The 19,735-nt window shown below is 45.6% G+C and carries 14 protein-coding genes, 1 tRNA gene and 2 pseudogenes; 4 read left to right on the top strand and 13 right to left on the bottom strand.

Features of this window, described 5'->3' with window-relative positions; translation table 11 throughout:
• The 8 genes and pseudogenes from PX636_RS06370 to PX636_RS06335 form a co-directional block, all read right to left on the bottom strand.
• A pseudogene (locus PX636_RS06370) lies at positions 1–138 on the bottom strand (photosystem II D2 protein (photosystem q(a) protein)); the annotation flags it as partial.
• Between the two features lie 325 nt (positions 139–463).
• Positions 464–1,225: a lipoate--protein ligase family protein gene (locus PX636_RS06365; RefSeq protein ID WP_002795761.1), complete on the bottom strand. Its 762-nt coding sequence runs from the start codon at positions 1,223–1,225 to the stop codon at positions 464–466.
• On the bottom strand, positions 1,188–1,664 hold the full coding sequence (locus PX636_RS06360) for a YbjN domain-containing protein (protein WP_002795760.1): 477 nt from the start codon (positions 1,662–1,664) through the stop codon (positions 1,188–1,190). The genes PX636_RS06365 and PX636_RS06360 overlap by 38 nt, the downstream gene beginning before the upstream one ends.
• 140 nt (positions 1,665–1,804) lie before the next feature.
• Positions 1,805–2,746: a J domain-containing protein gene (locus tag PX636_RS06355; RefSeq protein ID WP_288116532.1), complete on the bottom strand. Its 942-nt coding sequence runs from the start codon at positions 2,744–2,746 to the stop codon at positions 1,805–1,807.
• Between the two features lie 52 nt (positions 2,747–2,798).
• Entirely contained in the window at positions 2,799–3,620 is an 822-nt protein-coding gene (locus PX636_RS06350) for an inositol monophosphatase family protein (protein ID WP_288116531.1), read from the bottom strand.
• Positions 3,621–3,634: 14 nt separating this feature from the next.
• The gene (locus tag PX636_RS06345; RefSeq protein ID WP_061433067.1) at positions 3,635–4,003 is read right to left on the bottom strand and encodes a 2Fe-2S iron-sulfur cluster-binding protein; all 369 of its coding nucleotides are present in this window, start codon (positions 4,001–4,003) and stop codon (positions 3,635–3,637) included.
• Between the two features lie 168 nt (positions 4,004–4,171).
• Positions 4,172–6,418: a hypothetical protein gene (locus PX636_RS06340; RefSeq protein ID WP_125730633.1), complete on the bottom strand. Its 2,247-nt coding sequence runs from the start codon at positions 6,416–6,418 to the stop codon at positions 4,172–4,174.
• Positions 6,415–7,356: a homogentisate phytyltransferase gene (locus PX636_RS06335; protein WP_288116529.1), complete on the bottom strand. Its 942-nt coding sequence runs from the start codon at positions 7,354–7,356 to the stop codon at positions 6,415–6,417. The genes PX636_RS06340 and PX636_RS06335 overlap by 4 nt, the downstream gene beginning before the upstream one ends.
• A gap of 61 nt (positions 7,357–7,417) precedes the next feature.
• Here PX636_RS06335 and PX636_RS06330 point away from each other — a divergent pair.
• A tRNA-Ser gene (locus tag PX636_RS06330) sits at positions 7,418–7,504 on the top strand.
• Positions 7,505–7,682: 178 nt separating this feature from the next.
• On the opposite strand, the gene PX636_RS06325 is transcribed toward PX636_RS06330, so the two are convergent.
• Entirely contained in the window at positions 7,683–8,345 is a 663-nt protein-coding gene (locus tag PX636_RS06325; RefSeq protein WP_002795753.1) for a class I SAM-dependent methyltransferase, read from the bottom strand.
• Between the two features lie 106 nt (positions 8,346–8,451).
• Here PX636_RS06325 and PX636_RS06320 point away from each other — a divergent pair, with 106 nt between their 5' ends.
• Complete coding sequence (locus PX636_RS06320; RefSeq protein WP_288116528.1) at positions 8,452–11,463, top strand: hybrid sensor histidine kinase/response regulator; 3,012 nt, start codon at positions 8,452–8,454, stop codon at positions 11,461–11,463.
• Positions 11,464–11,475: 12 nt separating this feature from the next.
• Here the strand turns inward: PX636_RS06320 and PX636_RS06315 are convergent, their stop codons facing one another.
• Complete coding sequence (locus tag PX636_RS06315; protein ID WP_002760825.1) at positions 11,476–11,874, bottom strand: hypothetical protein; 399 nt, start codon at positions 11,872–11,874, stop codon at positions 11,476–11,478.
• Between the two features lie 569 nt (positions 11,875–12,443).
• Here PX636_RS06315 and PX636_RS06310 point away from each other — a divergent pair.
• Entirely contained in the window at positions 12,444–15,014 is a 2,571-nt protein-coding gene (locus PX636_RS06310) for a DUF3536 domain-containing protein (RefSeq protein ID WP_288116527.1), read from the top strand.
• Positions 15,015–15,150: 136 nt separating this feature from the next.
• Entirely contained in the window at positions 15,151–16,398 is a 1,248-nt protein-coding gene (gene trpB, locus PX636_RS06305) for a tryptophan synthase subunit beta (RefSeq protein ID WP_288116525.1), read from the top strand.
• A gap of 461 nt (positions 16,399–16,859) precedes the next feature.
• Here the strand turns inward: trpB and PX636_RS06300 are convergent.
• The 3 genes and pseudogenes from PX636_RS06300 to PX636_RS06290 form a co-directional block, all read right to left on the bottom strand.
• Positions 16,860–16,964 (bottom strand): annotated as a pseudogene (locus PX636_RS06300) (sigma factor-like helix-turn-helix DNA-binding protein); the annotation flags it as partial.
• 119 nt (positions 16,965–17,083) lie between these two features.
• On the bottom strand, positions 17,084–18,718 hold the full coding sequence (locus PX636_RS06295) for a phosphatase PAP2 family protein (RefSeq protein WP_288116524.1): 1,635 nt from the start codon (positions 18,716–18,718) through the stop codon (positions 17,084–17,086).
• Positions 18,718–18,924, bottom strand: a complete 207-nt coding sequence (locus tag PX636_RS06290) for a hypothetical protein (protein ID WP_288116523.1) — start codon at positions 18,922–18,924, stop codon at positions 18,718–18,720. Before PX636_RS06290 ends, PX636_RS06295 begins: the two co-directional genes overlap by 1 nt.
• Positions 18,925–19,735: the final 811 nt, after the last annotated feature.

Raw genomic sequence — 19,735 nt, 5'->3', positions numbered from 1 at the left:
TCCACCTAGGGCCATGAAGGCGCAGGGGAAGAGTAGTAAACCAGACCAACCGATGAAGACGAAACGGTCTCTTTTGAGCCAGTCATCGAGAGCATCAAACAGCCCTCTTTCTGGGGCGCGTCCGACAGCAATGGTCATGGGTATTTTTCCTCTTGCTTAACTGAAATCACGGGCAAGATTTCTTAACTTTTTTGAGTCTGGGATTACTCCCATTGTCTTATAAGATGGGGCGCTCGATTGACTGGATTAGCTTGACTAACCTAGCTGCGATCGCCTGTTAATCCTCACAAACCGTAAAAGATTAACGTTTCTTAAACTAGCACAAGCTAGACAATAATTTCGAGTTCGGTAAGACTTTGGTTCCTTGCGGCCTCTATCTACCTTTACTCATTATTAGCAAAAAATTACAAATCTATACAACTTGACTCATAATTGATTTTTAATACACACAAAAACTTTTTTGTCAATGAGTATTTATATTCATTTTTTTAATTGATCGCCATTCCCAATCCTCAAGGGGTTGTTCTAGCAATTGACAATCAAAGCAATCCTCGGCGGCGGTTTTCAGGGTAGCGATAAGGGTCTCTAGGGTCAAATCTGGGGCTAAATTCAGCTTTTTAGGGGCAGCACTGCCGAAAACTTGCTCAAACAGCGAATTATCTTGCTCTAGCACCATCGAACCATGTTGGAGAACCGAGGAACCCTGTTGCAGTTGGGCGCTACCAATAAATTTATGCCCCCAATTATCAACTAGATCCGCACCGGTGGCTGTAGCGAAACAGTTAGCAGAATGGATATATCCCCGGCCAGCAGCACCGTAGTACAATTCCAGACCGAGATTTTGCCAGCCTGTGATTAAAAATTGACAGATTTGACGGTAAACTTCCCTAACATTCCCCTTCATCCCCGAATTTACCACCATATAAGTCAAATCCCCCTGATGTAGTACGGCCCGGCCACCAGTAGGACGACGAACTAGGGAGATTTTTTGCCCTTGCCAAGTCAAATTACGCCAAAAATCGGGATATTGCCGTTGATGATAGCCCAAGGAAATGGCTGGGGGCGACCATTGATAAAAACGCAGAGTCGGGGGATGATGACCACAACGGTGTTGCTCTAGTAACCAAGAATCGATCGCCATTTGTAGCTCTGCCGATGAGATAATTGGAGGGATATAACGCCAAATTTTAGCTGCCACCAAAGGATTCTCGTAACATTTCATCATTATTATCTGCTACCGTCGCCACGAGAGTAATTGCTCGCGAAATCTCCCCAGCAGACAAATCGGCCACAGTACGCTGAGAAATCACCACCACCTGATCATTCATAATGGCAAAATGAGATTCAAAGGTTTCGGCACAATTCATCCCTAATAACTTGCGGGTTAATCCCAATTCATCCTTAACAGGCAATTTCAGCACAGAAGACCACACCGTGAGAAAATCATCATCGCTTTCCCCGGTTAACTGCACAAACACCTCAACGCTACCATACTGAAACTTCCAAAGATAACCTTTTTCTGCGTGTTGTACCATAGCAGTATCATTCTGTTGCAGAGTAGAAATAACCGTTTCAATCATTTCTTTGTGACTGCTTGTACTAGCCAGAAATTCATCGGTCATTGACTCTATTGCGTCCGAAGTCGCTAAACTTTCCGTGGTCATAAAAATTCCCTAAACTCGATCGATCACAATCTTATCCCAAGAGAAAAGAAAAAAGTAACAAAATAGAGATAGGAGAGGGGAGTGGGGAGCTTTTTTCCGGTGATCCTAAATCAGTTTTTAATAAACGGATTTAGGATGAGCTAGTTCTTCTTTTTACCACCAAATAGAGACCAAAAACCGCCCTTGCGATCCCCTTCCTTTTTTTGTCCCTTCTGGTCTTCCATTTCAACATTAGGATTAACTACTTTATCTAGTTCCCGTTTGCACCTAATCACCGTCGCATCTTGGGGGCTGGTTTTCCAGGCCCGGTTGATATGAACCCGGGCCATGGACAGTTGATTTTGTCGCAGGTAGGCTAAACCGATCAGGGCGTGACAGATGCCATTATCCGGTTCTTGCCGCAGGGCATCGCGCAATTCTCGCAAAGCTTGGGCGGGGTTATTTTGGTCAAGAGAGGCTTGGGAGCGGCGAATATAGGCTTCTAGGGGCGATTCTTTGGCTTTAGCCTCGGCTGCCGTGATGAAAGTAGCCCCGACTAACTCGGACTGGTTAGGATTGCCTTGGGAGATAAAGACTTTCCGGGTGGTTTTCTTGTTGCCCTGACCTTCGGTTAACATTAGATAAACCAGATTGAGTTCACTGAGTTGGGCGATTTTCTGATAGGTATTTTCTAGGGCGGTATATTGATCGATCGCCAAGGATTGCAGGATTTTTTGATAGGCTAATTCATAGTTAGCGCTAGATTGGGCTAGTTTTCTAGCCGGTTCGCTACTGATGGTGATTTTACCCGCATCTCTCGCCATTGCCTTGCCCATTTGTGCTAAAATAAGCCGGAATTCTTCCCGAGATAGGTCACGGCCCAGATGTTCGTAGGCAGGGTTAACTAATTTTGCCAGTAACTGATTAGCCTGTTCCCTTTCGGCGGGGGTGTGAATGCGACAGGTATCGGGGTGAAGTTTATAGGCAATTTTTAAGTAGCGCTCGCGAATCTCCTCATGTTCGGCATCGATCGACACTCCTAAAACAGCGAAGTGATCGATTAAATCAAATTGAAATAATCCCTGGGAAATCGGAAAAGGCATACAGCTGATCCTACTCTAATCACAATGATAATCGCAATAAATATTAAAAGAATTAAAACTGAAAACTCCAAGAGGCGGCTTTTTGCAGAGCTTGGCTTAAGGGGGTGTGAATCTGTCCGTTAGTGGCCAGGATTCGCCCCGTTTCTATCAGAAAAGGACTCTCATCGTAGGCGCTAATTTTACCCCCAGCTTCTTCGATCAGAATAACTCCTGCGGCCAGATCCCAGGGATTAATCCCTCGTTCCCAATAACCATCTAAGCGCCCACAGGCCACATCAGTTAAGTCTTTGGCAGCGGAACCGCTGCGGCGTACTCCTTGGGTCAGATGGGTCAGATAACAGAATTCGGCATAATTATTATCGGGGGTTTGACAGCGATCATAGGCAAAGCCCGTCACCAGTAAACTTTTTTCTAGTTCACTCGTCCGGGAGACATGGATGGGACGACGGTTCAGGGTGGCCCCCAAACCCCTGGCTGCCCGAAATAGTTCCTTTCTAAAGGGGTTATAGATGACTCCCACTGCTGCTATCCCTGCGATCAGTAGTCCGATAGAGACGACGGATACGGGATAACCGTGGGCATAGTTGGTGGTTCCATCGAGAGGATCGATCGCCCAGAGATACTCGCTGTCCCTCCCTTGCATTTTTCCCGATTCTTCCGCTAAAATCCCATGTTCGGGAAAGTGACGGCCAATAATTTTGAGAATTTCTGTTTCTGCTCGACGATCTATTTCCGTCACTAAATCGCCCGATCGCCCTTTTTCTTCTATTGTCTCGATTTTACCCCAATTATCGAGGATAATTGTTCCCGCCGCTAGGGCGGCTTCGCTGGCAATGTCTAGGTATTTTTCTAATTGGCTGCTGGTATCTGGCACGATTAATCCTTAATCTATTCTTCATCTAAGGGTAAACCAAAACGCACTTTCCCACGGGCAAAAAAGCGACCGAATTGTAATTCATACACTTCATCCTCGTCTTGGGTGGCTACTTCCATATCGCTACGGGCATAACTGACACAAAGCAAAGCATAACCTCTGGCTTTTAATTCCGGCGATAGTCCAATCGCTTCTGGTTGATGGATATCTCCCGATAATACCCTGACCGCACAGCTGGTACAAGCTCCATTGCGACAGGAAAAGGGTAATTGATGACTCTGTTTTTCCAGACTGTGCAGTATATAGTTATCCCCTGGAACGGTGGTGACAAATTTTTCGCCGGTCTGACGATTGTGAACGGTGATTTGATAATATTTAGTCATAGTTTGTTTAGTTAGGCGGAAATTATAGATGCAATTTAGATAGTTCTGAATTTAGGGGCTATTTTGGTCAGCCACCTTGATTATATCATCAATAATTGCTCAAATAGTCTTCATCTTTACAAATGCCCCTGGACAGCTGTTAACTTTTCTTTGGTCACTTGCTAATTTTTATGGCTCTTGAAAATTCATCTCTTTTAATCTAACTGCACCGTCGATAATTGAGATTTCCTGGGAGCCAATTTGCACGATCGCATCTAATCCCTTACCGATAATTTTAACTGCTGGGGGACGACTTTTTTGTACGGTCATCACCAGAAAAAATTCCTCGCTACCTGTGGCTAAAATGCGCTCACCTGTATTAGTTTTCTCGACTTTTAAAGTCACGGGAGTTATAAAAGTTCCCTGCATATTTGCCCGATTTTGAGTGATAGTAAAACTATTTCTTCCGAGAGTAACATTTCCCTGGGTATTCATCACCCAAGTTTTATTAATAAATTCTGGTTGATCGACTTTACCTAATAATTTATCCATCAAGACGAATAATCCGGGGGAACCAGAGGATAGACTGTAATCGACGGCGAAAGAGCGAACTAGAGCAACTTCTACGGGTTTATTAGCTCCTTTAACCCTAATTTTATCAGTTTTTAACGTAATTACTCCCGAACCATCGGGACTAGATTGAAAAGATATCGGTTTTGCCTGTCGCCAAGGTGGGGTTTTCGGGAAAGTAACGGTATTTTCTGAGTTCCAGTCGCCTTTTGATCTCTCAAAACTCGCCCAATGTCCTCCTAGTCCCCAAATTCTCACACTAGCGACATCGGGAAAAGACCATCCTCCCACAAAAGGTTGCTGTTTAAGATAGATACTAGCGACAAAATCCTCTTCATTTTGCCAGCGATTACGAAAAGCATAAAATCCCTTTTGTTGATCAACTAAAACCCTGGAAAGTTGGCGTTCGGGATTTTCGGGAATAAGATTAGATGGATAAGCAGCGAGAAGAAAAGGGGCAATATGAGGATAATGGGGGTGAAAAAGTTGTTTTTCTTGACCTTGTAATCGCCATTTTAGCGCTGGCAGCCATGATTTATCGGTAATTCCCAATGCGATAGTTAATAAAGACACTCCTACAAACACCTGATGTCTGCCATAAGCAGGAATCAATAATTGACCATTTTTAGGGACAATTCTGGTTAAATAATGGGGGATCAATTGGGCTGCCGAGGAACCAGTTACTAAGTCTAATCCGAGACTATTTCGATACCCTTGCAGAAAAGGAAAAACAGCGAGAACCATGGGTTCGGTGGTGTATAAATCTCCTTCCGTGCCAAATCCTCGATCGCCGATAGCTGTGGTAAAATAGCGTTCGATGTGACGTTTGGCCATTTCCACCTGTGCAGAGGGATAATAAAGAGGATCGGGCGGTAAATCTTCCTTGAGAATCGCTAAACTAGCTAATCCTGCCGCACCTCTGGCCCGCGCATTCCAGTTACTAACTGCGTCTCCATTCCAGCCATCTTTGGGTAAACCACTGAGAAGTTTTTTACTTTCACTGGATAACCAGCCAGTAATTTCCCGTTGGCGCTTTTCTCCCCAAAGATCATAACAAAGATCGTAGGCGAGAGCGACTCCGGCAACAATTGGCGATTGTTCTAAGATTCTCCTGCCCCGATTTTTACGGGTTTTTTCGATAATTTCCCAGGCGGTTTCTGCCGATTTTCTATCTTGATTTAAAATTGCTAAAAAACAATGACCTGTGGCATGATAACCACCATTAGGCACATAACCATCGTAATAAATTTTTTCCTGTAAACTGTTGTTTAATTGGGCGATAATAGTTTGACCGATGGGAGTTTTCGCTTTTTCTCTGAGATTAGTTAATTCTGACTTGCGAAAGATTAAACGGGGATGTTCTCGCGCTTGTAGGGGTTGGTGATTAGGGACGGGATTAGGCCATAAAGGGGAAATTGTGCCATTAACTTGGCTATGTCGTCTTCTTCCCCCTAAAGTGCCTTGATAACTGCCGATAAGTTGGTCTTGGTAGGGGACAATTTCGATATTATAAATAGCTTCCCTGACTTCCGCTTGCCAAGGGTGACTTTGAATCCTCATTTTCACCTGTAATCGCCAAGCATTGTCTAATTTAATCGTTTTTACCGTACCTTGGTGATCCACTTCTTGATTGAATTTCGGTGCGTATCCCCACACCGATGGCTGACAAACAGCGCGATCGCATCTTAAATCTAGGGTAAGATCTTGATAAACGGGTTTATCTTGCCACAGTTTCCAAACGCCATGTTTCAGGGTTAAACGAAGGTTGCCAGTTAATAATTGCGGATTGATCGTTTCTTGGCTAGGTGCGCTTGTACCACCTAGCAAAAGTAAGGGAATGGCCGCTAAAAAAGGAGATATTTTCATAGTAAACAAGCTAGGGGAAATATCAGGTATTCTAGAAAGAATAATTTCCAAATAAATTGGTAAAATCGGCTGATTTCGCTTTTATCTTCTAAATTTACCCCGCGACTACGCCACCAAAGAAGAAGAAGTAGGAGCAGATGGGCGACAATGGCCAGGGGAGAATTAATTCCCGTTATCCCCAAGAGACCGACGGCAATCATCCCTGCATAACATAGAGAAATTGTCAATAGGGAAATTGTTAAGATTTTTTCTGGGCCGAGAAGGAGGGTAAAAGTGGTAATTTGGTAAATGCGATCGCCTTCTAGGTCAGGAACATCCTTAAAAATAGCGATCGCAACGGTGAAAACAAGAACAAAAGCTGTTAAAACCCAGACTGAGGGATAGATAGACTGATTTTGATTAATAACTGTGTTGTAGTGGCGAAAAAGACCTAAATTAACGATGACACCCCGGACGGTAAAAATACAGAAGGCTGCCCAGAGGGGAAAGCGTTTTAACCGCACTGGTGGCAAGGAATAGGCAGTACCGATGAGTAAACTAATCCCCACGGTGATTAACAGCCAAAAACCACCGATAAAAGCCAGTATGATTGCTAAAATACCGCTAAAACCCACGATCAACCCGCCTGTTAACCGAGAAAATTCGCCCTTGGCTAGGGGAAGCTGGGGTTTATTGATTTTATCGATGTCGATGTCTTCCAACTGATTTAAACCGACGATATAGACATTACCCGCAAGACAAGCAGTCCAAGTGAGCAATAAAACCGACCAATGGCTAAAAAAATCGCTAATATTGCCTAAAGCAATCAAATACAGACTTAAAACACTTAAAGAAGTGCCGATAATCGTATGGGGACGGGAAAATTTCCAGAGACTCCCTAACCGGTCGAGAAAGTTAGGCTGGGGATGGTTAACTGGAAGAAAAGGAGCTTGATTCATAAAAAAAATCAATCCTAGGGCAAGTAATCTGTTAAAATAATAATCCAGACTCAAACCCTGTGGAGAGGTGGCAGAGTGGTTGAATGCGGCAGACTCGAAATCTGCTTTAGGGTCACACCTAACGTGGGTTCAAATCCCACCCTCTCCGTTGAACTGATAACTTATAACTTAGTGCTAGGGTCACACCTAACGTGGGTTCAAATCCCACCCTCTCCGTTGAACTGATAACTTATAACTTAGTGCTGTCGTTAAGGAGCTTAAGGGATGTAGCGTTGTCCTGGGTGGTTTCCGCAAGAGCAAAAGCTTTTCCACTCTCCCCCACTTCTTCACTTTTTCATTGCCAGGGTCAAACCATCACCAATAGGAATAATACTGATATTGACCCGTTGATCCTGCTGAATTTTGGCATTAAGTGAACGGATAATTTTGGTGCGATTATCGGTGCTATCGGCCGCCGCTACTCGTCCCGACCAAAAAACATTATCGATGGCGATAATTCCGCCGCTTCTGACCAATTGTAACGCCCGTTCGTAGTAGGGATCATAATTACTTTTATCGGCATCGATAAAGACAAAATCAAAACTATTACTTTCTCCCCCGGCGATTAATTGATCTAAAGTCTCCAGGGCCGGGGCAATTCTTAAATCGATTTTATCGGCGACACCGGCCTGCTGCCAATAACGGCGGGCTATACTGGTATATTCTTCCCTTAGATCACAGGCGATCAGCTTGCCTTCTGGGGGTAAAGCTAAGGCTACCACTAGAGAACTATAACCGGTAAAAACCCCTATTTCTAGGGTTTTTTTCGCCCCGATCGCCTGTACCAAAAAAGCCATAAACTGACCTTGTTCGGGGGCAATCTGCATGACTGCCAGGGGTTGAGAGGCAGTTTCTTGACGTAATTGAGCTAAAATAGGAGGTTCTCGCAGACAGATAGATTGATAATAGGAATAAAATTGTTGATCGAGTCCAAGAGTTTGATTAGCCATAAAAAAATTGCTAAAGGATAGAGTTATCGAGTAAAATTCTGGGTAATCTGAAGCTAGAGAGAGCGTATTGGTTGACCAAAAAGGAAGACTTGGCAGGAAGCAAATCATGATGAAACCCGACTCGGATCATCTCTTTAACGAGGATCTCGAACAGCTGTTAGAGAGTTTAGAAGACAAAGACGCCGACGGTGACGAGGCTCTAGAGGAACTGTTTGGCGATAGTATCAATTGGGAAGAATCCGCCACTAATGATCTTTATTCTACCCCCGGACCGGCTCCCAAGTTAGAACCGGAAGATGGGGATGATCTCGAATCTCTGCTGCTAGAAAACGCGGTGGTCCTGGACTCAGAAGCAATTATAGCCATCGGCAACCCCAATTTTTACGACAGCCTCGAAGACTTAGAAGCTTTTCTGGAAAAACCCACGCCACCGGCGCAACCGCCACTACCAGACATCTTTGAATCCCTAGAGGCCTTCCTCTGGGAATCCCCAGCAGTGGACTGGGTGGCCGCGGTGGAACCTCTGAAAGGGTTAGAATCACTGGAAATTGCCACAGAAAGCCTCCTAGAGGATGAATTCAAGGATTTAGAAAAACTCCTCGAAGAAACCAATCAGGTGATGGCAGCAAATCCGGCGGCCAGTGTCAGTCCGCCAGTCGGGTCAAAAAACCTGCGTCCCCTTGTCAGTAAAGCTTTTGAACAGACGATGCGGGTGCCGATCAAACAATTGGATAACCTCAGCAATCTGATCGGGGAACTGGTGGTTAAACGCAATCGCCTTGAAGAGGAACAGGATCGCCTGCGTCTCTTTTTAGATAATTTGCTAACCTGCGTCCAACATCTGGGTGATGTGGGCAGTCGGATGCAGGATCTCTATGAAAGAAGCCTCCTAGAAGGGGCTTTACTGGCTAGTCGCAATTCCGGTGGTGCCATCGGTTACGGTAGAGTTCAGGGAGAAAATCAGGGGGATTCGGCCATGGCCGGCGAACTAGATGCCCTAGAGATCGACCGTTTTACCGATTTCCATTTATTATCCCAAGAGATGATCGAATTGATCGTACGAGTGCGAGAATCGGCCTCTGATCTTCAATTTGTCGTCGATGAAACCGATCAGGTGACGCGCAGTCTGCGACAGGCCACCACCCAACTACAGGAAGGGATGACCAAATCGCGCATGGTTCCCTTTAGTCAAGCCGCCGATCGCCTACCCCGGGCAATTCGCGATATTTCCCTGAAACTCGATAAACAAGCCAAATTAAAAGTGGAAGGGGGTGATGTTCTCATCGATAAGATGCTCCTCGAACATCTCAATAGTCCCATGACCCATCTGGTCAACAATGCGATCACCCACGGCATTGAATCACCCCAAGAACGTATGGCCAAAGGGAAACCTGCCCTCGGAACCATCTCTGTCCGGGCATTCCTACAGGGGAATCAAACCGTGATCACCGTTGGTGATGATGGGGCCGGTATTGATGCTGATCAGGTGAAACGCAAGGCGATCGAAAAAGGCCTGATCGGCGACCAGGAAGCTGAACACCTCAGTCCCCAAGAAGTCTATAAACTCCTCTTTCACCCCGGTTTTAGTACCAAAGATCAGGCCGATGATTTTGCTGGTCGTGGGGTGGGTTTAGATGTGGTGCAGACCAGTTTAATCGATGTGCGCGGGACCGTTACTATTGACTCGGTACTGGGCAAAGGAAGCACTTTTACCATCCGTTTACCCCTAACCCTGAGTATCTGTAAGGCCCTCTGTTGTGTTAGTAATCATGCGCGCATCGGGTTCTCCATGGACGGAGTGGAAGATATGAAGGATTTCCGGTCCAGCGATATCCAAATGGATAGGGAGGGACGGCGCTGCGTTTTCTGGCAAAATACTTTACTACCCTTCCAACCCTTGAGCGAATTGCTTTCCTACAATCGGCAACTAAGTCGCGGTAGTTTTTATACTGGCAAACAGGAGCAAGACTCTTTTTCGATCGTGATCCTGCGCGGTGGTAATAATCTCCTCGCAGTACAGGTGGATCAAGTGATCGGTGAACTGGAAATCGTCATCAAACAGATCGAAGGACCGATTCCGAAAACGGCTGGGATTGCTGGGGCGACGGTTTTGGGCGATGGTACGGTGATGCCGATCGGCGATGTGTTAGAGTTAATCGACATCGCCAGGGGTCGTCTGCGTACCGATAACGGTGGTCTTTGGCGCCAACCTGCCCCCCCCGTAGGGGTGGAAACTAGGCAAAAATCGGGGGCTATGGTTCTGATTGTCGATGATTCGATTACTGTCCGGGGATTGCTCTCTTTAAGCTTTAGTAAAGCCGGTTATCGTGTGGAACAGGCCCGGGATGGTCAAGAAGCTTGGGAAAAATTACGCGGCGGTTTGCCCTGTGATATCGTTTTCTGCGATATCGAGATGCCCCGCATGAATGGCCTAGAATTACTGTATAATTTGCAAAAAGACCCCCGATTAGCGTCGATTCCCGTGGCTTTATTGACTTCCCGAGGAGCGGAACGTCATCGTCAGGTGGCGGCGACATTAGGGGCCAGTGGTTATTTTACCAAGCCCTACACGGAAAGAGATTTACTCTCGGCGGCTGAAAGAATGATTGCGGGGGAAGTGTTACTAGCTAATAGTATTAAAGCGACTCGTAATCAGCCTTTATCCCCCGATGCAACGATTATTGACAGTAATCCCGCTAATTTCTTTGCACAATCGACTCCTCGGGTCTTGATTGTCGATGATTCGGTAACGGCGCGGGAAATGTTAGCGATTTCTTTGGTGAAAGCTGGTTATCGCATTGAAGAGGCCCGAGACGGTTTAGAAGCATGGGAAAAATTACGGGCTGGATTAGCTTGTGATCTGATTCTCTGCGATCTCGAAATGCCTCGCCTGAATGGGTTAGAATTGCTCTCTCGTCTGCAAGAGGATGAACAACTTCAGGGGATACCAGTAGCGATGATTACCTCGCGAGGGTCGCAAAAAATGCAGCATCTCGCCGCTGCTAAAGGGGCAAAAGGTTATTTTGTCAAGCCCTATATTGAGGATGTTTTACTGTCGGCAGCCCAACGTTTAATCGCTGGTGAGGTGTTAATCCAAAAAGACAGTCCCGCGGATTAAGTTCAGTTGGAGTTAAGTTTTATCGAGGAGAATTTCCACTAAGGTTTTTACCGTTTTCTCTAACTGTTCGACGCGCTGCTCTAAACTAAGAGAAAGACCGGGAGGTTTTAAACCATGAATCGCTTGCAAAAATGCCTCCCATCCCTTTGAGCATTTAATATTGTAGGCTTCTTTATAGGCTTTATAGGCATTATTATAGTTACCGTAAAGGGAGATAATATCATCTTTAGTTAAATTTCCTTCAGGCAAAGACTTATGGGCAATATTCAAATTTTGCTCGCTTAAACTATTTAAAACTTCTTGCAAGCGGACAGTCAAAGTGGCCGTAATTCCGTAAACTTGGGCGGCATTTTTTAGATCCTGCTGGTGCAAATCTTCTAGGTTAGCAATTAATTTACTGATTCTAGACATGATTGATTTTACTCCTTAACTGATTTATTTATCTAGCAAAGATTTGTTGATATTTGACTGACCACTCCCCATTTGTGGCCGGTCAGGATCGGAGGGCAAGTTATTATCTATCGAACCAAAATCTTCCCAGTTATCATCGAGAAATAGAGATTTCACTAAAGTCCATAAAATAGTTAGGGTTAGCTGAATAAATCTAAAAACCTTGTTGGGTAAGACTTTTAGACTTTTTGTCAATCAAAAAGTACCAGATATGGGAGTGGTCGGGGGGAAAATTCCTGGACTTTTTCCCTGAAAATTAGGTAATTTACCCGATGAAAATGGGTAAAACCCCACACCCCACACCCCACACCCTACACCCTGCCCCTAGGAAAAACTTTTTCAGCAGACCCTACTTAGTGCTGTGTATAGAGAAGTTGCGAATTGTTAACCCTAGCTTTGCTAGAAAAACAAAACATGATATTGTGACCACAAGGCCGTAAAAAACGGCAAGGTTTTTGTTTTTTTAATCATCAGGTCGCTACATTCTACAGCTATTTTCGCTCAAAAAAACCGATTTTCTAGGCATTTCTATGACTTATCTTGTTGAAAATCCTTCTACAACCTTTTATTCCTATACTGATACGGGGGTCGATCCCCTGAAAACCGCTCACGGAGTTTATATCACGGTTCACGGACATTTTTACCAACCACCGCGAGAAAATCCCTATCTAGACAGAATTGAACGGCAACCGAGCGCCCATCCCTTCCATAATTGGAATGAACGCATCCATCACGAGTGTTATCGTGCCAATGCTTTTGCGCGCATTTACAATGACCGGGGGGAAGTGCTCAAAATAGTTAATAACTACGAATATCTCAGCTTTAACATCGGGGCCACCCTCATGTCATGGATGCAATCCCATGATCCCGAAGTTTATCAACGCATCCTGGCAGCGGATCAAAAAAGTTGTCAACGCTTAAACGGTCATGGTAACGCCATCGCCCAGGTCTATAATCATATCATTCTGCCTCTAGCCAACAAACAGGACAAATACACCCAAATTCGCTGGGGAAAAGCCGATTTTCAGCACCGTTTCGGCCGGGATCCCGAAGGAATGTGGTTAGCGGAAACAGCCATTGATTTAGCCACAGTGACAGCTTTAATCGATGAGGGGATTAAATTCACCATTTTAGCCCCTTCCCAGGCCCTGCGCTGTCGTCCTTTCCCTAGCGACCAGGATCCTCATCCCCAATGGCACGCGGTGGCCGGAGGCCAAATCGATCCCACCCGTCCCTATCGCTGTTACATCCCCGATGGTCGTTATCTGGATATTTTCTTCTACGATGGTCCAATTTCTCGGGATATGGGCTTTAATGATGTCCTAGCCAGCAGTGATTTTCTCGTCGGTCGTCTGGGACAGGCAATTAAAGGGGATCATCGTCCCTCCCAGTTAATCAGCGTCGCTACCGATGGGGAAACCTTCGGCCACCACAAACAGGGGACAGAGAAGTGTCTTAGCTATGCTTTTACGGAATCTTTCCCTAAAAACGGCTGGACAGTCACCAATTTCGCCCATTATCTCAGTATTTGCCCCCCGACTTGGGAAGTGGAATTAAAACCCGTGACCGCTTGGAGTTGTGTCCATGGCGTAAATCGTTGGCAGGATGACTGTGGTTGCGGGGGAGGGGGAAATTACCAGCAAAAATGGCGTAAACCCCTGCGGGAGTCCCTAAATTGGCTCAGAGATGAGTTGATTAAGGTATATGAGATTCAAGGACAGGAATTTTTCCGCGATCCTTGGCAGACAAGGGATGACTACATTGCAGTTATTTTAGATCGATCCCCAGACGCGATCGAACATTTCCTGGCTTTGCATCAAAGTCGCAACCTGAGTAAAAGCGAGAAAATCGATGCTTTGCGTTTATTAGAAATGCAAAGACAGGCTTTATTGATGTTTACCAGTTGTGGCTGGTTTTTTGAAGAAATTTCTCGACCTGAAGGCACGCAAATTTTGAGATATGCTGGCCGGGCCCTGGAATTAGCCGGAGAAGTGGCCGGAATTCAATTAGAAATGAATTTCCTCAGTCGTCTAGCTTTCGCTCCCAGTAACGTTAAGTTATATCAAGATGGGGCCGATGTCTATCGACAATTGGTCACTTCTGCGCGGGTGGATTTGGAACGGGTGGCGGCCCATTACGCTATTAGTTCCCTATTTACCAATTATCCCAGTCATCATCGGATTTATTGTTATAATACCCGTCAATTAGATTATCAAAAACAAGCGATCGGGTCTTTAACTTTAGCAGTGGGACAGGTGGAATTAACCTCAGAAATTACCCAAGAAAGTGAACATTTTGTCTTTGCTGTTCTACATTTAGGAGGTTGGGATTTTTACTGCTGCATTCAACCTTTTAACGGTCGGTTAATCTATACCAATCTTAAGGATCATCTCTTTGAATCTTTACAACAGGCCAGTGTCTCGACCATGATCGTAGAAATGGGGCGCGGATTGGGAGAAAACTTTTTTGCTTTACCCCATCTTTTTGCCGATGAAAGACACCGGATCATGCAGAAGGTGACAGCCGAAACTAAAAAACGTCTCGATCAATTATACACCCAAGTTTATCGGGATAATTACGGCATTTTAGCGGCTTTCCAACGGGATGAGCTGCCCGTACCTCAAGAGTTACAGGTAGCGGCCGATATTGCCATTTCTCACCGTTGTTTACAGGTGATTAATGCCCTAGAAAAAGATTTTGAGCAGCGGCAAGCAACGGAAAATAATCTCGATCAATTATTGGCTATTGCTAAGGAAGCCAATCATTTACACTGTCAATTAAACATCCCCGAAGCGCGTCAAACCTTAGAAAGTCTGCTCTGGCAATCTCTTGGGAAATTATTACACGATGGCGATCCTTTAACGGCGGAGGAGGATACTCGCCTAATCACCCGTTTAATTGAAGTTAGCCAACAATTAAAGCTAGGATTATCCCTCGATCGCTCTCAGGAATTATACTATTATTACTTCCATGATCGTTTAGTTCCTAATTCTTTGCAGTCCAATTCCATAGATGCTGCCTGTCCCTGGCCAATGACTCAATTAAAATGGTTATTACTATTAGGACAGGTGTTAAAAGTTGATGTGAGTATTTGGCTGTAAAATCAGTCAAAGGGTGGGCAATGCTCACCCTTTGATTATTAAGTAGGTTAGGTGATGATTGCCCTGAAACTCAGGTTAACCCAGAGACTAAACCCTTAGATTTATAATGGATCGTGGTCTCTCATCGAAGGTTTACATGACTATCACGCCGATTTATGCCGCCTCAGCCGGCACAGCAACCCAGTATCCCGATGCTTTTGGGCGTTTTGGACGCTACGGGGGCAAATACGTCCCGGAAACCCTGATGCCAGCCTTAAGTGAACTAGAAACGGCCTATAATCAGTATCAAGACGACCCCGATTTTCAAGAAGAATTAAATCAACTGCTCAAGGATTACGTCGGTAGACCCAGTCCCTTATATTTTGCCGAACGTCTCACCGCCCATTATGCCAAAGCTGACGGCACTGGGGCGCAAATTTACCTGAAACGGGAAGATTTAAACCATACCGGGGCCCACAAGATTAATAACGCCCTCGGTCAGGTTTTATTAGCCAAACGCATGGGTAAAAAGCGAATTATCGCCGAAACCGGGGCAGGACAGCACGGCGTGGCCACCGCTACGGTTTGCGCTCGTTTTGGTCTAGAATGCGTGATTTATATGGGAATTCACGACATGGAACGCCAGGAACTCAATGTTTTCCGCATGAGACTGCTTGGGGCGACGGTGCAACCCGTGGCCGCCGGGACGGGAACCCTGAAAGATGCCACCTCGGAAGCGATTCGCGACTGGGTAACGAATGTCGAAACCACTCACTACATCCTTGGTTCTGTGGCAGGTCCCCATCCCTATCCGATGATGGTGCGCGATTTTCACGCGGTTATCGGTCAAGAAACTCGTCAGCAAAGTCTGGAAAAATGGGGCGGTTTACCGGATATTCTCCTCGCTTGCGTGGGGGGTGGTTCTAATGCTATGGGTTTATTTCATGAGTTTGTTAAAGAAGCTTCCGTGCGTTTAATTGGTGTTGAGGCCGCCGGGGAAAGTATCGCTTCCGGAAAACACGCCGCCACCCTTACCCAAGGTCAACCGGGGGTTCTACATGGAGCAATGAGTTATTTATTACAAGATAGCGAAGGTCAAGTTATCGAAGCCCACTCAATTAGTGCCGGTTTAGATTATCCCGGAGTCGGGCCAGAACATAGCTTTTTAAAAGATAGTGGTCGCGCCGAATATTACAGTGTCACTGACCGGGAAGCATTAGAAGCTTTTCAAAGAGTTTCCCGTTTAGAAGGGATTATTCCGGCCCTAGAAACTGCCCACGCTTTAGCCTATTTAGAAACTCTTTGCCCGCAAGTAAATGGTAGTCCTCGCATTGTTATTAATTTCTCTGGACGGGGTGATAAAGATGTGCAATCGGTGGCTAAATATTTATCGATGAATGGTTAACCTTTAGCCTTTTCAGTGAGCAGTTATCAGATTTGAGTATTAAGTGATCGGTATTAGATGAGCAGTATTAAATGGCGGTTTCTTGCTGTCTTTTTACCCTTGACCGATTATCATTTACTGAGCCATGAAAATGCTACCCACTCCCCGTCTCATCACTGATCACTGGTAAATCAGAGGGATAAGCTATTGTGCATCTAAATTTGATATTCGTTTTCAACCGTTCCCTGTTCCGGACTAGCTGAATTTGATATCCTCTTGGGGTTTCTTGAGCGGTTTCCCAGCTGCCTTAACAGATTTACTCTGTTCTGGTCTTAGAGTCGCTCTAAGTGGCACTTTCTAGCATAAGTGGGTGGGTGGAATTAAATATAAAATGAACGTAGGTTGGGTTGAAGCATGAAACCCAACGCCCGCACGGGTTACGCTACCGCTAACCCATCCTACAAATAATTGTGCCTACCTACTTAACTACGCAGTTTTTGCAACGCTTTCGACTCAATTTGTCGCACCCTTTCCAGGGATAATTCCAAAGTGCGACCGATATCACCTAAAGCATGGGATTTACCATTAAAATTTAGTTGGCAATTTTTCGGACATCGAGTCCTCAAATTGCCGCCCCCTGCACCTTCCCCACTGGTGCGTTGCTGAGGGTGGGGACTGATGCAGGTTCGTTCAACTCGACACGATACTAGACAATCGGCTGAAAGACACTTGTCGAAACAAAATCGCCAACAGCTAACCCCATGTTAAAAGAATCAATACAAGCTTCCCGCACGTGAACTCCGCCATAAATACGGCTGAGGGCATCTTCCATTCCCGCTTGATAGAAGCTAGTGAAATTACGAACGACACCGGGAAGTTCTTGGGAGACAGCACTAAACTGATAGTTCTGCCCAAAATATTTAGCCATAACTCCAGCAAATGCTCCCCCCATGGCGGAATGCCCTGACATATAATCCGGGAAAGGTGGCGAATTAACCCCCATTAATGTTGACAGCAAAGGTTTCCAATTGGTATCGCCCACCGTAGAAGCCATCCCGTCATTGGCCGCAAATCCTCCGGCAATTATGTCATCAGGGCGAGGTTGGAGTTCAGTGTATTTCTCTTTCCAAGCGACGATTACCGCATCTGCCAGCGCGGTATTTAACGCGGCAAATAGGCTGGCATCTTCTTGCAAGGTATTGCCCTCGCGCACGGCGATTTCTTGAGCAATTTGGTTTAATTGACCGTAGGGACGGAAGGTATCAGCCCGGTCATAGGCAAAGAAAACAGCCATTTCTGTCTGGTCTTCTGTGCGTAAAGTGGTAGTGAGAGCAGTGTCTTCCAAGCCGCCGTAGAGCCGGACTTCTTCAATTTCTTCGGCATACAATGCACCCTGATCATTAGGATTGTCGGGACGGCCATCAAGAGTTACATCAAGTTGATTTTGCGAGACAAACTGGTCAATGTTGCCAATTGTCCAAGGAGTTACCCCACCCCAGTTGGCACCGAGTGCTACCCCAGCAGTGGGTCCTAAGGTTTCTGGTGTCCAGACATAGTTTCCCGACGGCGCAGTGAAAGGCGTATTGTTGCTGGAACCATCATTAGTGCGTAAATTGATGCTCTGATTGCCTACTAAAATGCCAAAATTAAAACCCCTGCTTTCAGCGGTGGCACTGTCCTGAATCTCCGCCAGAGAATTGGTTACTTGCTGTAATAACAAGCTATTTTGTCCAGGTAATTGAGTAGAGAGAACTCGATAAGCAGCACCAACTACCGCCGCCTCCAACGAGGTAGTTCCTGGTGCGTTCACATTTACAGCGTAGGAGGGATATAAAGTGTTGAAGGCCTGGACCGTATCATAGACAGCAGTAGAAACCAGCGCCATTAAGCGAGAACCTACTGTCGGCGGAACTCCCCGCCCTGCTTTTCCCTCGGCTTGAATCGCATTTAAGGCGATCGCATTCCAGTCGATGATGGCATTAGTATTGAGTCCCGATACTAATTTACTGGTGACATTATTGGTTTCCAGTTGTTCGGCAATTTGGTTATTTGCATCAACTTGAGCAATGAGAAAGTAAGCCCCCGGAGCGATGACTGAAGTATTGTTTTGATACTGTAAGTTTAGGGTGACTGACTGCCCGGCGCTTAGGTTCAAGTTTGTGCTGGCACTGGCGAGTAAGGCATCGTTACTGTCAATCTCACCGTCAGTGGAAATGTAGAGTCTAACAGTACTGGGACCACTGGCGATCGCCTGTCCCTGATTAGTGACAATTACCTGTGCATTCCCCTGAGCGCCGAAGTTAACCGTACTTGGCAAATTAATCGTGCCAAAACTGCCCACTAAATCTGGTGGTGAGACACTTGAGGTAAGACTTGGGGTAAGACTTGGGGTAAGACTTGGGGTAAGACTTGGGGTAAGACTTGGGGTAAGACTTGGGGTAAGACTTGGGGTAGAACTTGAGGTAGGACTTGGGGTAGGACTTGAGGTAGGACTTGGGGTAGGACTTGGGGTAGGACTTGAATTGTTGTTATTGCCGCTATTGCCATTATCTAATATGCCGTCAAGTCCAATTGCCTCTAAAAAATCAACTCCACTCAAAAGCGCATCTAAAGCTTGTTGGGAGAGTTGACTTAAATTTCTGTTACCGATACACTTCTCTAGCAAATCATCAATATCACTGTTCCTGTTAGTCCGACTGGTCCTGTTAGTACTATTTGGTATTTGCTCGTTCTCAGTTACTTTCGGCTGACGGTTGAGGGTATTTTGTGGTGATGACCCGGAGGTAGTCGTAAGAGTGGTTGACTGCATGGCTAATAAGTTAGAAAAGAGTTATGAAGGTAGATTAGACAGTGATGCAATTCAGACTTGAATCGGCCAAGCTGTTCAAGACAGAAAGCATTGAAGCTTAACTTGTCGTTGCGATCCCGCACCAAACCGATCTCACCGTCAGTAGCAATTTACAGGTTCACAGTACAAGTCCCACTGGCGATTGTCTGTCCTTGATGGGCGACAATTACCTGTGCGGTTCCTTGATATGTTGGAAAATGGTGACAAAACAGGAACTATAGGGGCAATTCAAACCTGAGTTTTGCGATACCACTAAGTGATCTAGGTCACAATATTACAATAGCCCATAAAATCCATAAAGTCAAGCAATTTTTATGTCTTTATGTATAGATTTTTATGTCTTTATGTATAGATCTTTATCTAGGGCTTGCTGAAAAAGCTTTTCGGTGGTGGCAGGGTGTGGGGTGTGGGGTGTGGGGTGTGGGGTTTTACCGGTTTTGAGGGGGTCAATTACCTAATTTTCAGGGAAAAAGTCCCTGAATTTTCCCCCCGATCCCCGCAATGGCTGGC

It is taken from the genome of Microcystis sp. M53598_WE2, assembly GCF_030067735.1.
GTDB classification, from domain to species: Bacteria; Cyanobacteriota; Cyanobacteriia; order Cyanobacteriales; family Microcystaceae; genus Microcystis; species Microcystis aeruginosa.
Note: the sequence above shows the minus strand (reverse complement) of the source record. Positions and strands in the feature narration are given on the sequence as shown.